Source organism: Yoonia vestfoldensis, from assembly GCF_002158905.1.
In the GTDB taxonomy this organism is placed as follows: Bacteria; Pseudomonadota; Alphaproteobacteria; order Rhodobacterales; family Rhodobacteraceae; genus Yoonia; species Yoonia vestfoldensis_B.
Map to the genome: position 1 here is coordinate 867,645 of NZ_CP021431.1, position 13,203 is coordinate 880,847.

A 13,203-nucleotide genomic window follows, 5' to 3' on the forward strand; every position below is an offset into this window, starting at 1 on the left:
GATTATAGAAGCCCATCGCGTTGTGCTTTTTTGCGAGCTAGCTTCCGCTGACGGCTAATTGCTTCTTTTCTTTCGCGAGCCTTTTGAACGGACGGCTTTTCAAAATGCTCCTTCAAGCGCATTTCGCGGAAGACACCCTCGCGCTGCAGCTTTTTTTTCAGCACACGAAGTGCCTGATCAACATTGTTGTCGCGAACACTTACTTCCATTTTAGCTCTTCTATCTTACAAGGAAAATTTGGATGCATATTGTGTGGCAGCACAATATTATCAAGCGAAATGTTTACAGGGGAAAATTCCCCTTGGTGTCTTTTGTGCGTCAATCTGTTTTATCAAACTCATCACGGGACAACTCGTACCGCTTGCCGGTGAACATGTCCTTTTTCATACGCGGGGTCAGGTGGCTGTAGTGCCGCTCAATCATGCCAATCGATGTGCCCATCTGTTTGGCCAGAGCGTGGATTTCCATGCCATCGTTCACCAGTGCGAACGTGGCGTATGTGTGCCGCAGACTGTACAGCACGCGGTTTTCGCCGGTCTTGGGACACTTCAACAAGTCAGATGCAGTCAAAAATGCTTTGAAGGTCTGACGCAGGTGCTCAGTGACTGACCCGTCCGGTAGACAGAACACTGGCAGGTCCAGCTTCTGCTTGAGCATTACTTCAAAGGGGATGTGCTTGATGGCGTCTGTACGGGAGTGAATGCGCCGCAGATAGTCGATGGTGCCAGACCGACCGATGGCTTCACGTGGCTTGGTCTTGCCAGCAAGGTAGAATTCCACATAGTCCAACTGATTTTCTGTGAACACAGTCACATGTTTCCAGCGCAGGTTCTGATCCTCTGTTCCGGGCCGCATGCCTGTGTTGGCAACGATCAGCACATAGTCGCGCAGCAACTCGCGCATATCACGTGACTTGCCGCCTTTGCCCTGCTCAATCCAATGGGGCAGTTTGCGGATCATGGTGCGATAATCGGCTAAACTAAAGTCTGGCCTGCGCTGTGCACCCTCACCGTTGTTGGCCAAGATCGGCACCTTGGCCTGCATGACGAAACCGCGCGACACTGCTTCAGCATAGACCCTGTTCATGGCCGAGTTGTGTGTGTTCAGCGTTGACGCTTTTGGCTCATGACCGATCACACTCGTGCGCCACGCATTGAACGCCTGAATCCTGTCGTGGTCGATGCTGGTGATGAAAGTCTTGCCAAAGAACGGGATGAAATAGCGGTGCAGCGCTGTGATGTAATCCTTGAACACTTTGCGCCCTGCGCCCGCATCGAGTTGCCGCTGCATATCCACAATGGCCAGCCGCGCCACATCCTCAAAGCGCTTGGTCACAACGGGCAGATCGTGTTTGGCGCGAAACCTGTACTCAAGATACTGGTCACGCGCCGCAGTTTTGGCCTCTTCCAGATCCTGCTTGCCCGTGCTGATGCGCACCCAGTGCTGGTCGATCTTGAACGTGGCCTGCCACAGCCTGCTGTTGCCGCGCTTGTAGACCTTCACAGCCCCGTCCAGCAGCACATGTGTATCAGGTTTGAGTGCGACCATGCTGCTGTACCTCCAGCGTTATCGCACACTACGGTGTAGTGTTGAAGTTGTCAGCCGGAAAGATTGTGGCCAAATCAAGGCAGCGCAAGCACTGTGTCGCACAACTGTGTCCCAAACATTATGTTGCCAACACTGTGTTTGGCATTTTCAACTATACCGTAACCACCATTAAAAAGGTTCCCACTGAAGTTTCGGGGCAACCGCAAGGACAATTTCACACACACAGCCACACCCGTGCGTAATCCAGCTTTAATAATGCTTGATCCCCAATCGTCGTTAGGCGCTATACGCCCATGCACTGCACGGCCCGACATCTTCGCCCCGATAATATTTTCCCACCAGCAGCACGATGAACGGTGCCATGAACACGATCGCCAGCGCATTGGACAGTGGCATGACGCTAATGGCGGCGATAAAGCAAAAGGCCGCGACCAGCAAAAGCACCGCGCATCACCAGTGCGAGCCATAGGCAGTGCGCAACCCGCAACGATAACCCCATGATCCTGACAAACGGTGTCATCAGCGCGCATTGCCCGATAAAGAGCGCAGCGGTGATCTGTCTGGCTGGAATGCTACTCGATGCCAGTTTGGCAGCGACATCCAACAACGGTTCCGTCACACAAAATCCCAACATGAGGGCGACACCGGCAAGGATGTGGTCGGTGGGTGGCGTTGATAAGGAAGTGTCGGGCAGGCATTACGCTTAAGATGTCGTTCCGTGTGCATCCAGTTCCATCTACGCTTGCTGGTTTTAATGGTGCGAGGCACGTGACTGCCGCCATGCGATGAACCGGCTGGATCAGTGCCAGATCGTAATGTCATGCCTAGAACTATGCGCATTGGTGCCATGATGTTGGGCAAGTCTATAGCGGGTCACTAGCGGGTGGTATGTTGTGACGAGTCGTAATCTGTTCACCAGAAGACCCTTTGAACCAAGGGGCCTTAATGATTAAAAATACAGCAACTGGTGCTATTTGCGGCAAAATACTCCTTTGGTTTGGGCTTTTGTAAAAACTTCTTGACAGGAAGCGAACTGATATGGCCCTTTGGAAACAGCTTGTGCCTCAACAGTGAGGCCGCCTCGATAATGAGGCGTTGACTATAACTCCTACGACAGACGCTTTTAGCGAACGGCAGAATTGCCCCCTTGAACGACTTGACGGTCGCCTTGGGGGTTTTTTATTTGATGGATCTGGAAATGCGAAAAACCACACTTGATGTCGGTATCTTGTATTCAACAACAGGATCTTATGCAGCCGTAGGGCAATCAATGTCTGCCGGCGCGCATTTAGCGATTGCTAAAATCAACGCCAACCCCGACGAAGCTGTCACCTTACGACCCGTGGTAATCGATCCAAAAGGGATACCATCAGCCTATGCGGATGCCGTGCAGTGCTTGCTGTTAGATCATGGTTTGACCCATGTTTTTGGTTGCTATACTTCTTCCAGTCGAAAAGAAGTTCTACCAATCTTCGAAAAAAACGATGCTTTGCTATGGTATCCATCACATTACGAAGGTTTCGAGACCAGCGATAACATTGTCTATACAGGTGCAGCCCCAAATCAGCACATCATTCCACTAGCACGACATCTGCTTACGCATCACGGAAACCGTGGTTGGTTCGTTGGGTCCAATTATATTTGGGCGTGGGAAAACAATCGTATCTTGCGCGAAGCGCTGCTGGAAGCTGGCGGCTCTGTCATGGGCGAGCGCTATTTTGCGGTCGGAGACATTGATTTAGAGGGGCTAGCTGAGCAGATAGTGCATGATCACCCAGATTTCGTGTTTACGACGTTGATCGGTGAATCATCTTACGAGTTTATTCGTCTGTTGCGCGCCGCCTCTGAAAAAGCGGGAATTGATCAAGCTCGTAACCTGCCAATTGCAAGCTGTAGCCTATCAGAAGTCGAATTGCCCAAGATTGGCTCTTGCGCGGCCGGTCATCTATCCTCATCCGTATATTTCTCAACCATATCATCGCAAGAAAATATCCGCTTTACCGCTGAATGGGACCAATCCTACGGGTACTTGGGACGTGCCTCTGCGGATGCAGAAGCAGCCTATATTTCCGTTCACCTGCTGGCCCGCGCTGTAAAAAAGGCTAGATCTTCGGATTTTTCCGATGTGCGCAATGCTGTACGCGGGCTCAAGTTTGCAGCTCCGCAAGGTCTCGTTACGGTCGATCCGGATAATCTCCATTGTTACATGCGCCCCCGCATCGGACGTTCAACAATGGATGGGACCTTTGAAATACTGCACGAAGATCCTGCACCAGTGCGGCCAGACCCATATCTCGTTTGGGCAAATATCGGCGATCTGGATCTTAAACAAACTGCTCCGCGCCTTAAGGTCGTCAAATGAGAGTAGGGATTCAAAAGAATTTTCGCGGGCTGCGGGCGTTGGTGCTGCATTGCGATGATATCAATCGCCAAGTTCTTTTGAACGTTCTGGGCAAACTGGGCTTGGTCGCCAAGGCGTTCGATCCACTGGATGCAGATCTGCAGGTTGCACTTGCAGATTGCGAAATCATTTTTTTCGATGCCGATGTTCCGATTGAACCGCTACTTTTGCAAAACGCGCAGTCAAACGTGCCGTGCATTGCATTGATCGGTTCGGAAGCACCAAGCCATCTAGCGCGCATCCTGCGACAAAGATGTTGTAGCCACATCCTCAAGCCGATCCGCAACACGGGGGTTTATACGGCAATTCTTCTTGCCGTGAATGAACATTCCCAAAAACAAAAGGCAGAGCAGGAAATTATCACTTTGCGTCAGCGTCTTGCTGGACGCAGGATCGTGACGGCAGCGGTTATCGACATGATGACCACCCATGACCTTGACCAGGACGAAGCCTACGAAAAGCTTCGTCTGGCGGCCATGAATCGCCGTATTCCGATCGACGAGTTGGCGCGCGAATATCTCGCTCCTGACGACCGCGCGCAGGGTCCCCATCGACTCCCTGGAGCAAAAGCCGATGACTGCCAAAAAAAATATCCCCTCAACAGGAGACTTACACGATGAAAAAAATTGACAAACGCTGTCTTTTTACAGCGCTACTGGCCGGCAGCACATTTCTGGCACAGCCGGTGCTGTCGCAGGATGGCCCGATCAAAATCGGCGTTCTGGAAGATCAATCCGGTGACTTTGCTGCAGCAACGACTGTCAAAGTACATGCGATTGAACTGGCCACAAAGGAAATCAATGATGCTGGTGGCATTGCTGGCCGTCCGATCGAACTTGTCATCTATGATACGCAATCCGATAATCGCCGGTATCAGGAATTCATGCGCCGTGCGCTGCAACAAGATGAAGTTGACGTGGTCTTTGCGGGCTTCTCATCCGCTTCTCGCGAAGCCTATCGTCCGATTGTAAATCAGTTTGACGGTCTGGCTTTCTATAACAACCAGTATGAAGGCGGTGTGTGTGACGCCAACATGATCGTAACGGGTGCAGTTCCAGAGCAGCAGTTCTCGACCTTGATCCCGTGGATGATGGAGACTTACGGCAAGAATGTTTACACGCTTGCCGCCGACTACAACTTTGGCCAAATCTCTGCTGAGTGGGTGCGCCAGATCGTCGAAGAAAACGGCGGCACCATGGTGGGTGAGGAATTCATTCCGCTGGGCGTGTCGCAATTCTCACAAACAATACAGAACATTCAGGCGAGCGAAGCAGATTTTGTTGTGACGCTTCTGGTTGGCGCGGCACAGGCCTCTTATTACGAACAGGCGAATTCTGCAGATGTTGGCTTGCCGATGGCCTCGTCAGTAAATGTCGGGCAGGGCTATGAGCACAAGCGCTTTACTCCCCCCAGCCTGGCGGACATGTTTGTCACAACAAACTATATCGAGGAAATCGACACGCCCGCGTCGAATGATTTTGTCGAAAGGTTCAGGGCGATGTTCCCGGATGAACCTTACATCAACCAAGAAGCAGCGAACTCGTATATCGGTATCAACCTTTATAAGCAATTGGTCGAACGCGCAGGCAGCACTGATCATGATGCGATCCGGGCTGTAATAGCTGAAGGCGACGTTTGTTTTGACGGTCCGTCAGGCACAGTTTGCCTTGATCCCAAGAGCCAACATATGTCGCACACAATCTACCTCGCAAAAGTCGAAGCTGATCATTCGATCTCTTTCCCAGAGGTATGGGAAAATATTGCGCCCTACTGGTTGGGTGATGCTGGGTGTGATTTGACCCAGAATGACCCGAGTGCCCAATATTCACCATCAAGCCCACCGCCTGCACAGTAAAGCACACTTTGGGCGGGGCTATGGCTCCGCCCAGACAATTGAATCAATACGAGGGCGACACTAGTGGAATTTTTCGTAGCGACTTTCTCGATGATATACCAATTTGGTGATGCTTTCGCGTTTCTGGTGATTTCCTGCGCTGGGCTTGCCGTCATCTTCGGCATGATGGGGGTCATCAATCTTGCACATGGTGAATTCATCATGTGCGGGGCCTATGTCACCGCAGCAACCGCGCGTGCAGGTGTGCCATTGCCACTGGCGATGCTGTGCGGAGCCTTGGCTGCGGCGATTTTGGGAATGGTCCTTGAACGGACCATTATGCGTCACCTTTATCACCGCCCGCTAGACTCGATCATTGCGACCTGGGGTGTCAGTTTGATCGCGACACAAGGTGTCCTGATTTTACTTGGACCAACCATGCAGGGGATAGGCACGCCACTTGGCGGAATGGCTGTCGGGGATAGATCATATTCAATTTACAGGCTGGTGTTGTTCGCAGCAGCGATCGGTCTTTTGGCAAGCCTCTATGTCCTGTTCTATCGAACCCGGTTTGGTGTGATTGCGCGTGCAACCATTCAAAAGCCGGCAATGGCCAAAGCACTTGGTGTGGATACGCGTCGTGTTTACGGGCTGACCTTTGGGCTAGGTGCTGGATTGGCTGGTCTTGCGGGTGGGCTCTATGCGCCAACCATGACGATGGTGCCAACGATGGGCGCGACATTCATCGTCGAAAGTTTCGTCACCGTTGTTGTCGGGGGCGCGGATATCTTTGTCGGTGCCGCCCCAGCTGCGGCTATCCTTGCATTGATCAAAGCTGCCCTGACGGCTTGGTACGGGCAGTTGTTCGGGCAGATCGGGCTATTGATCGCGGTGATCGTCGTTATTCGGATCATGCCGGGCGGGCTTTCAGCTCTTGTAAAAAGGTGGCAAAAATGAACGGGCATCAAATCTCTGATGCGGTGCAAGCCCCGGCGCAGCGCGGACCGAAAGTCTGGCTTGCACGGCTTGAAGGGCCGCAGACGAAGGGAAGCGGCCTTGGCTTTTGGATTGCTGCTGCGCTCGTGCTTTTGGCCGGCTTGGTCTATCCGAATTTTACAAGCAGCTATACCGTCGGCAACGCCGCCTATTTCCTTGTCTGGACCTTTATGGCCATGGGACTTGGCGTTGTCTGGGGATATTGTGGGGCTTTGAGCTTTGGCCAGACGGCATTCTTTGGGCTAGCTGGATACGCTTATAGTGTCATCACCATCAATATCGGTTCAGCTTTTGGCCTGACCTGGCTTGCATTGATCCTTGCCGTGGCCCTTGCCGGGCTATTCGCCCTGCTGATTGGCTATTTTATGTTTTACGGGCGCATCAAAGGTGTGTTCGTCGGTATTGTGACGCTTTCGGTGACGCTGGTGTTTGAAACATTCATGGCACAGACGGCAGGGCCACAGTGGCGTATCGGTGATGCGCGGTTGAATGGCTTCAATGGCATGTCAGGTATGCCACCATTGACGGTGCCGTGGTTTGGAGGAGATGTGGCACTCTATTCCGGCACAGCGCTTTACTATGTGCTGCTTGTGATGGTGGTGTTGGTCTATCTCGGCCTGCGCATCATGTTGAACTCGCCCTTTGGCAACGTGCTTGTTGCGATCAGGGAAAATCCGGAGCGTACCGAAATGCTCGGGTATGACGTCCGGCTTTATCAAATGCTGGCTTTCGGGCTTGGCGGTGCGCTGGCTGGGGTATCCGGCGTGATGTATACCGCATGGGGGCAATATATCACACCTTCCAGCATGGGGCTGACATCGGCGGCCTTGCCGATCGTCTGGGTCGCTGTTGGTGGACGCCGTGATATCACAGCAACCTTGCTTGGCAGCCTTTTGGTTATCGCCGGATTTCAATACCTCACGATTTATGGAAGCCAATATGCCTTGGTCGTGATGGGGGCGCTGTTGTTGTTCACGGTTCTTGTGACCCCTGATGGCCTTGTCGCGACATTGATGGATCGCATCGGTCGCATGTTCCGAAAGGTCCGCAAATGACAAACATCCTTGAAGTCAGCAAGCTGAACAAAAGCTTTGGGGGCGTCACTGTGGCGCGTGACATCGACTTTACGCTCAAGCAAGGCGCGATGCATTGTCTGATCGGGCCAAACGGCGCGGGCAAATCCAGCTTTTTCCGGTTGCTGTTGGGCGAGCATGCGCCCGACGCTGGCACAATTACCTTTATGGGCGAAGACATCACGCCCCTGCGCTCGTCCCAACGCATCCGCAAAGGCATAAGCGTCAAGTTTCAGGTGCCTGGCATCTTCAAGGCGTTGTCTGTGCGGCAGAATTTGGAAATTGCCTTTCAGCATCATTTGCATGGGGCAAGCCTGAGCGAAACCGTCAGCCGCGTGTTGGAATTTACCAACCTGACAGAGGAGGTCGCAACGGATGCAGGCGTGCTGTCGCATGGCCAACAGCAATGGCTGGAAATCGGTATGGCAATCGGGGTCGAGCCAAAGCTGTTGTTGCTGGACGAGCCGACAGCGGGCATGTCACCCGACGAGACGCAAAAGACAGGCGAAATGCTGCATGCGCTGAATGCGCGCGGGATCACAATTCTGGCTGTTGAACATGATATGGCCTTTGTTCAGCAGATCGCTGACAGCGTGACAGTTTTACATATGGGCAGCATTTTTGCCGAAGGCGATATTGCCGAAATCACAGCACATCGCGGCGTGCAGGAAATCTACTTGGGGACAAGCAATGACTGACACTGTCCTCCTACAAACAAAGGGCCTGTTCTGCGGTTATGGTGGGGAACAAGTCCTGCAAGGTGTAGACCTGACGTTGAACGCTGGTGAAATCGTTGCTGTCATTGGCCGCAACGGTGTTGGCAAAAGCACGTTGATGCGCACACTGATCGGGCTTTTGTCCCCGAGCGCGGGCAGCATCCACTTTGCGGGCGAAGATGTCACGCGGCAAACGGCCAACCAACGCGCTCTCTGCGGCATGGGATATATCCCTCAGGGGCGCGAAGTCTTTCCAGAACTGACTGTGCGTGAAAACCTGATGGTCGGCGAAGTGGCTGGTGCGGGCCGTTTGGCTCCGGATTATGATACGATATATCGGTTCTTTCCGATCTTGAAAGACCGCGCCCGTCAGCGGGCGGGCACGCTTTCAGGCGGGCAACAACAGCAATTGGCAATCGGTCGCGCGATGGTGGCCCATCCGCAGCTGATGCTGCTGGACGAGCCTTCGGAAGGGATTCAGCCATCTATCATCAAGGACATCTCTCGTAACGTACGGGAGTTGAACGCACAGACAGGTGTGGCCGTGCTTTTGGTCGAACAGAACCTTGATCTGATCGTCTCTATGGCGCAGCGCGGATATGTTATGGAAAAGGGGCGCATCGTGGCAAGCCTGAGCCGTGAACAGATCACATCGCGTGATGAAGTCCGGCGCCACCTGACGATTTGATCGTGATACGAAAATAATTTGGAAGGAGACACAAAATGAGTTGGTTAGAAACGTCGATCATGGCACGCAAAGGCGTGGCAAAGGGCCAGGCTGGTCAAAGTCATACGATTTCAATCGAGGACCAAGGCCAGTTTCACTATGTTTATGGTCCCTATGCGGACCCGGTTCTGACGGTCGAGCCCGGCGCTGTTGTGACTGTGGAAACGCACGATGCTTTCGAAGGCAAAATCACGTCAGAAAATGATAAACCTTCTGAAATACTCAATTTTCCGTTTCTCAACCCGCAGACAGGCCCAATATTCGTGAAAGGCGCACAAAAGGGTGACGCCCTTGCCGTGCGTATCATCTCGATCACGCCGCGCGGTGCCCAGCCTGTTGGCACAACCTGTCTGATCCCCGAATTCGGTGGCTTGGTTGGTACCGGAAATACCGCGATGCTGAACGCACCGCTGCCAGAAAAGGTGAAAAAGGTGAACGTGGATACCAATGGTGTCTATTGGTCAGACACGCTGACCTTGCCATATGAGCCTTTTATCGGGACCATCGGCACATCGCCGGAAATTGAGGCGATTTCGTCCCTGCAGCCAGATTATTACGGCGGCAATATGGATATGCCAGATGTCGGCCCCGGTGCAATTATCTATCTGCCGGTCAACAAAGAGGGCGCTTATCTCTATCTGGGCGATTGCCACGCCATTCAGGGTGATGGCGAACTATGCGGTGTTGCCCTTGAGATACCGGCAACCGTGGAACTGCAGATCGATCTGATCAAGGGGCATGGCAATACATGGCCGCAGTTGGAAACAGAACAGATGATGATGTTCATCGGCTCTGCCCGACCGTTGGAGGATGCTTCGCGCATTGCATATCGTGAACTGGTGCGCTGGCTTGCCGCCGAAACTGGCCAAAGCGAAGCCGACGCTTATATGTTGTTGACGATGTGTGGCAAGGTTCGTCTGGGAAATATGGTTGACCCAAAATACAGTGTTGGCGCCTCGATCGCAAAAAAATATGTAAAGTGAACAGGAGCAAACGATGGATCTTGGACTGAATGGCCTGAAGGTACTGATCACTGGCGGCAGCAAGGGGATCGGCCGGCACTGCGCCGAAATCTTGGTTCATGAAGGCGCAAAGGTGTCCATTTGCGCGCGCACCGCAGCAGATGTGCAGCAGGCCGCCAGTGACATGGGCGTAGACGGGACTGCCGTGGATGTATCCGACAAAGCGGCGCTCGAAAACTGGGTCACATCCAGTGCCAAAAAGATGGGCGGGATCGACATTGTGATCGGTAACGTCTCTGCCCTGGCCGTGGCTGATGACGAAGCCGCATGGCAATCCGGATTCGACACCGACATGATGCATTCGGTCCGGTTGGTGAATGCAGCGATGCCTTGGCTCGAAAAATCAAAGGCCGCGTCGATTGTCCTGGTGTCATCCGTTTCGGGTCGTGAGATTGATTTCACCGGTCCGGCCTATGGCGCGTTCAAGGCGGCTTTGGTGCATTATGCACAAGGGCTGGCCTATAAACTGGCACCACAGGGAATCAGGGCCAATACAGTATCACCGGGAAATACCTATTTTGAAGGTGGCATCTGGAACCAGATCGAAACTGGCAATCCTGAGCTTTTTGCGAACGCTTTGGGGTTAAACCCGATGGGCCGCATGGCCAAACCGGAGGAGGTGGCGCGCGGCGTCGTGTTTCTAGCAAGCCCCGCATCCAGCTTTACCAGCGGTACGAACCTTGTGATCGACGGTGCTTTGACGAAAGGCGTCCAGCTTTGATGGACAGCGCAAAATGTAGAATATCACATTTTGTTTAGTCGTAGATCTTCTCAAATATCTAAACACGCACCACCGTGTTTATTATAATCTTTTTTTATTATGGAGAGGCCATCTGCCAGAATCGCAGAAATCTGACAAATAGAGAAAATAAAAGATATAAGAGAGGGTGACATTATCGTCGGAGGTGCATTGGTTGGTCGTACTGAAAAGCAATGTCCAGTTGAACAGGGAAATGTCATGATAATTAGTAAGGACTTTTTACTGCAAGATTACTTCAGTTTGCTCAGTTTGAAGGAAAGCTGTTAAGGACGCGGTACTGAAGGTACTGGTCACGCGCCGCTGTCTGGGCTTCTTCCAGATCACGCTTGCCCGTGCTGATGCGCACCCAATGCTCGCCAATCTTGAACGTGGCCTGCCAGCGCTTGCTGTTGCCGCGCAGGTAGACCTTTACAGCGCCGTCCAGCAGCGTGTGTGTATTTGCGCTGAGTGCAACCATACTGTGTGTTCCCAAGCTTCATCGCACAGTACGGTTTTGTGTTGGTGTTGTCAGCCTGAAAGAAGCGACTGAATGCAGCAAATATTTGAGTTGGGTCGTAAGCGTTCTCAGGAGAGCACTGTCGGTTCAGCTTGACGGCTTGAAGTTCCACGGGAGCAGATCATCGAGGCGGCTTTGCGGGTGGCCATTAGCGATCGCTGTGAGGGTTGCTTTGAGATAGGCGAAGGGCTCGACGTCGTTGATCTTGCAGGTCTCGATCAGTGAGGCGATGCGACCCCAAGCGATGCCACCTTCGTCATGACCGGCGAAGAGCGCGTTCTTGCGATTGAGAGCAATGGGGCGGATCAGGTTTTCGACGCGGTTGTTGTCAATCTCGACGCGGCCATCGGCCAAGAAGGTCTGCAGCCCATCCCAGTGATTATGGATGTAAGTCAGCTTTTCACCCAACCGGGATTTAGCGGAGATCTTGCGGCGTTGGGCCTGCAGCCAATCGCCGAAGGCCGCGACCAGTGGAGCACTGCGGGTCTGGCGGGCCGACAATCGCTGGCTGGGAGAGATGCCACGGATATCGGCTTCGACAGCATAGATCTCGGCGATGCGGCGCAGGCCCTCGGCGGCGATCTGTGATCCATCGCGGTCGAAGACTTCCTTCAGCTTGCGGCGCGCGTGCGCCCAGCAATGGGCCACCTGAATGGGATCGCCGCCCTTGCGGGTCGGCTTGGTCAGCCGGTTGTAGCCCTGGTATCCGTCGATCTGCAGGATGCCGTCAAAACCTATCAGGAATGTTTCGGCATTCTCGCCCGCCCGACCGGGTGCATAGAAGTAGACCACACCGGGCGGGTCCTCACCGCCCCATGGCCGGTCATCGCGGGCAAGAGCCCAGAGATAGCCGGTTTTGGTCCTTCCGCGACCCGGATCCAGCACCGGGGCGGTGGTTTCGTCCATGAACAGCTTGTCTGATCGTTTCAGGTGTTCACCCAGCCGGTCGACGACGGGCTTGAGGTGGAATGCCGCCTTACCCACCCAATCGGCCAGCACAGCGCGGTGCAGATCGAGGCCTGCCCGCGCCAGGATCTGGCTCTGGCGATACAACGGCAGATGGTCGGCATATTTGCTGACCAGCACATGGGCGAGCGTCGCTTCTGTCGGCAACCCGCCCATGATTAGGTGGCAGGGCGCCGGTGCCTGGGTCACGCCGTTTGTGCAGGTCCGGCAGGCATATTTCGGGCGCACGGTGACAATCACACGCAACTGCGCTGGCACGATATCCAGCCGCTCGCTGCGGTCTTCACCGATCTTGTGCATGACGCCACAGCCACAAGGGCAGATCAGGCTGGCGGGTTCGATAATCTCTTCGATGCGCGGCAATGTGGCCGGTAGATTGCCGATGGTCCGCTTTGGCCCGGGCCTGGTTGCCGTCTTGCTATCTGCCTTGGCGGCAAGATGTTCCTTCTGCACCTCGACCTCGGCCAACGCGATGGACAGATCCTCAAACGCCAGCTGCCGTTCATCCTCGGTCAGCTTTTCCGACCGCTTCCCATGCAGGGCATGGTTCAACTCGGCAATCAGATGCTGTTGGCGTTGGGTAATATCCTGAAGTGCGGCGATCGTTTCCATCAAGGTCGCAACCACCGCGCGCTGCGCGGCAGGGATGGTGGAAAGGTCAATG

14 protein-coding genes are annotated in these 13,203 nt (G+C 53.7%); 9 read left to right on the top strand and 5 right to left on the bottom strand.

The window, feature by feature from the left end:
* Positions 1-2: 2 nt before the first annotated feature.
* The 3 genes from rpsU to LOKVESSMR4R_RS20745 all read right to left on the bottom strand — a co-directional run bounded on the left by rpsU (position 3) and on the right by LOKVESSMR4R_RS20745 (position 1,992).
* Entirely contained in the window at positions 3-209 is a 207-nt protein-coding gene (rpsU, locus tag LOKVESSMR4R_RS04230) for a 30S ribosomal protein S21 (protein ID WP_087206452.1), read from the bottom strand.
* A gap of 109 nt (positions 210-318) precedes the next feature.
* Positions 319-1,548: an integrase gene (locus tag LOKVESSMR4R_RS04235; RefSeq protein WP_087206453.1), complete on the bottom strand. Its 1,230-nt coding sequence runs from the start codon at positions 1,546-1,548 to the stop codon at positions 319-321.
* 276 nt (positions 1,549-1,824) lie between these two features.
* Complete coding sequence (locus LOKVESSMR4R_RS20745) at positions 1,825-1,992, bottom strand: hypothetical protein (RefSeq protein WP_335673974.1); 168 nt, start codon at positions 1,990-1,992, stop codon at positions 1,825-1,827.
* A 703-nt stretch (positions 1,993-2,695) separates the two neighbouring features.
* Here LOKVESSMR4R_RS20745 and LOKVESSMR4R_RS04245 point away from each other — a divergent pair.
* From LOKVESSMR4R_RS04245 to LOKVESSMR4R_RS04285, 9 genes are all read left to right on the top strand, one after another.
* Positions 2,696-3,910 (top strand): transporter substrate-binding domain-containing protein, encoded by a 1,215-nt coding sequence (locus LOKVESSMR4R_RS04245; protein ID WP_237331901.1) that lies wholly within the window; start codon positions 2,696-2,698, stop codon positions 3,908-3,910.
* Positions 3,907-4,569: an ANTAR domain-containing response regulator gene (locus tag LOKVESSMR4R_RS04250; RefSeq protein ID WP_087206454.1), complete on the top strand. Its 663-nt coding sequence runs from the start codon at positions 3,907-3,909 to the stop codon at positions 4,567-4,569. The genes LOKVESSMR4R_RS04245 and LOKVESSMR4R_RS04250 overlap by 4 nt, the downstream gene beginning before the upstream one ends.
* Complete coding sequence (locus LOKVESSMR4R_RS04255) at positions 4,566-5,804, top strand: urea ABC transporter substrate-binding protein (RefSeq protein WP_157898129.1); 1,239 nt, start codon at positions 4,566-4,568, stop codon at positions 5,802-5,804. Before LOKVESSMR4R_RS04250 ends, LOKVESSMR4R_RS04255 begins: the two co-directional genes overlap by 4 nt.
* A gap of 63 nt (positions 5,805-5,867) precedes the next feature.
* The gene (locus LOKVESSMR4R_RS04260) at positions 5,868-6,740 is read left to right on the top strand and encodes an ABC transporter permease subunit (protein WP_204248721.1); all 873 of its coding nucleotides are present in this window, start codon (positions 5,868-5,870) and stop codon (positions 6,738-6,740) included.
* Positions 6,737-7,834, top strand: coding sequence for an ABC transporter permease subunit (locus LOKVESSMR4R_RS04265; protein ID WP_087206456.1), 1,098 nt, complete (start codon positions 6,737-6,739; stop codon positions 7,832-7,834). Before LOKVESSMR4R_RS04260 ends, LOKVESSMR4R_RS04265 begins: the two co-directional genes overlap by 4 nt.
* Entirely contained in the window at positions 7,831-8,550 is a 720-nt protein-coding gene (locus tag LOKVESSMR4R_RS04270) for an ABC transporter ATP-binding protein (protein WP_087206457.1), read from the top strand. The genes LOKVESSMR4R_RS04265 and LOKVESSMR4R_RS04270 overlap by 4 nt, the downstream gene beginning before the upstream one ends.
* Positions 8,543-9,256 carry an ABC transporter ATP-binding protein gene (locus tag LOKVESSMR4R_RS04275; RefSeq protein WP_087206458.1) on the top strand — a complete coding sequence of 238 codons (714 nt, stop codon included), beginning with the start codon at positions 8,543-8,545 and terminating at the stop codon, positions 9,254-9,256. Before LOKVESSMR4R_RS04270 ends, LOKVESSMR4R_RS04275 begins: the two co-directional genes overlap by 8 nt.
* Before the next feature lie 35 nt (positions 9,257-9,291).
* A complete protein-coding gene (locus tag LOKVESSMR4R_RS04280; RefSeq protein WP_087206459.1) occupies positions 9,292-10,278 on the top strand; it encodes an acetamidase/formamidase family protein in 987 nt (328 codons plus the stop codon).
* A 13-nt stretch (positions 10,279-10,291) separates the two neighbouring features.
* Positions 10,292-11,038: an SDR family NAD(P)-dependent oxidoreductase gene (locus tag LOKVESSMR4R_RS04285; protein WP_087206460.1), complete on the top strand. Its 747-nt coding sequence runs from the start codon at positions 10,292-10,294 to the stop codon at positions 11,036-11,038.
* A 283-nt stretch (positions 11,039-11,321) separates the two neighbouring features.
* On the opposite strand, the gene LOKVESSMR4R_RS04290 is transcribed toward LOKVESSMR4R_RS04285, so the two are convergent.
* Both LOKVESSMR4R_RS04290 and tnpC read right to left on the bottom strand, forming a co-directional pair.
* The gene (locus tag LOKVESSMR4R_RS04290; RefSeq protein ID WP_087206461.1) at positions 11,322-11,534 is read right to left on the bottom strand and encodes a hypothetical protein; all 213 of its coding nucleotides are present in this window, start codon (positions 11,532-11,534) and stop codon (positions 11,322-11,324) included.
* Positions 11,535-11,660: 126 nt separating this feature from the next.
* Positions 11,661-13,151, bottom strand: a complete 1,491-nt coding sequence (gene tnpC / locus LOKVESSMR4R_RS04295; RefSeq protein ID WP_420645907.1) for an IS66 family transposase — start codon at positions 13,149-13,151, stop codon at positions 11,661-11,663.
* Positions 13,152-13,203 lie beyond the last annotated feature (52 nt).

Excerpts from the sequence above, each read along its gene's own strand:
- rpsU (WP_087206452.1), bottom strand. The coding sequence starts at position 209 with ATGGAAGTAAGTGTTCGCGACAACAATGTTGATCAGGCACTTCGTGTG.
- LOKVESSMR4R_RS04235 (WP_087206453.1), bottom strand. The coding sequence starts at position 1,548 with ATGGTCGCACTCAAACCTGATACACATGTGCTGCTGGACGGGGCTGTG.
- LOKVESSMR4R_RS04250 (WP_087206454.1), top strand. The coding sequence starts at position 3,907 with ATGAGAGTAGGGATTCAAAAGAATTTTCGCGGGCTGCGGGCGTTGGTG.
- LOKVESSMR4R_RS04255 (WP_157898129.1), top strand. The coding sequence starts at position 4,566 with ATGAAAAAAATTGACAAACGCTGTCTTTTTACAGCGCTACTGGCCGGC.
- LOKVESSMR4R_RS04265 (WP_087206456.1), top strand. The coding sequence starts at position 6,737 with ATGAACGGGCATCAAATCTCTGATGCGGTGCAAGCCCCGGCGCAGCGC.
- LOKVESSMR4R_RS04270 (WP_087206457.1), top strand. The coding sequence starts at position 7,831 with ATGACAAACATCCTTGAAGTCAGCAAGCTGAACAAAAGCTTTGGGGGC.
- LOKVESSMR4R_RS04275 (WP_087206458.1), top strand. The coding sequence starts at position 8,543 with ATGACTGACACTGTCCTCCTACAAACAAAGGGCCTGTTCTGCGGTTAT.
- LOKVESSMR4R_RS04280 (WP_087206459.1), top strand. The coding sequence starts at position 9,292 with ATGAGTTGGTTAGAAACGTCGATCATGGCACGCAAAGGCGTGGCAAAG.
- LOKVESSMR4R_RS04285 (WP_087206460.1), top strand. The coding sequence starts at position 10,292 with ATGGATCTTGGACTGAATGGCCTGAAGGTACTGATCACTGGCGGCAGC.
- LOKVESSMR4R_RS04290 (WP_087206461.1), bottom strand. The coding sequence starts at position 11,534 with ATGGTTGCACTCAGCGCAAATACACACACGCTGCTGGACGGCGCTGTA.
- tnpC (WP_420645907.1), bottom strand. The coding sequence starts at position 13,151 with ATGGAAACGATCGCCGCACTTCAGGATATTACCCAACGCCAACAGCAT.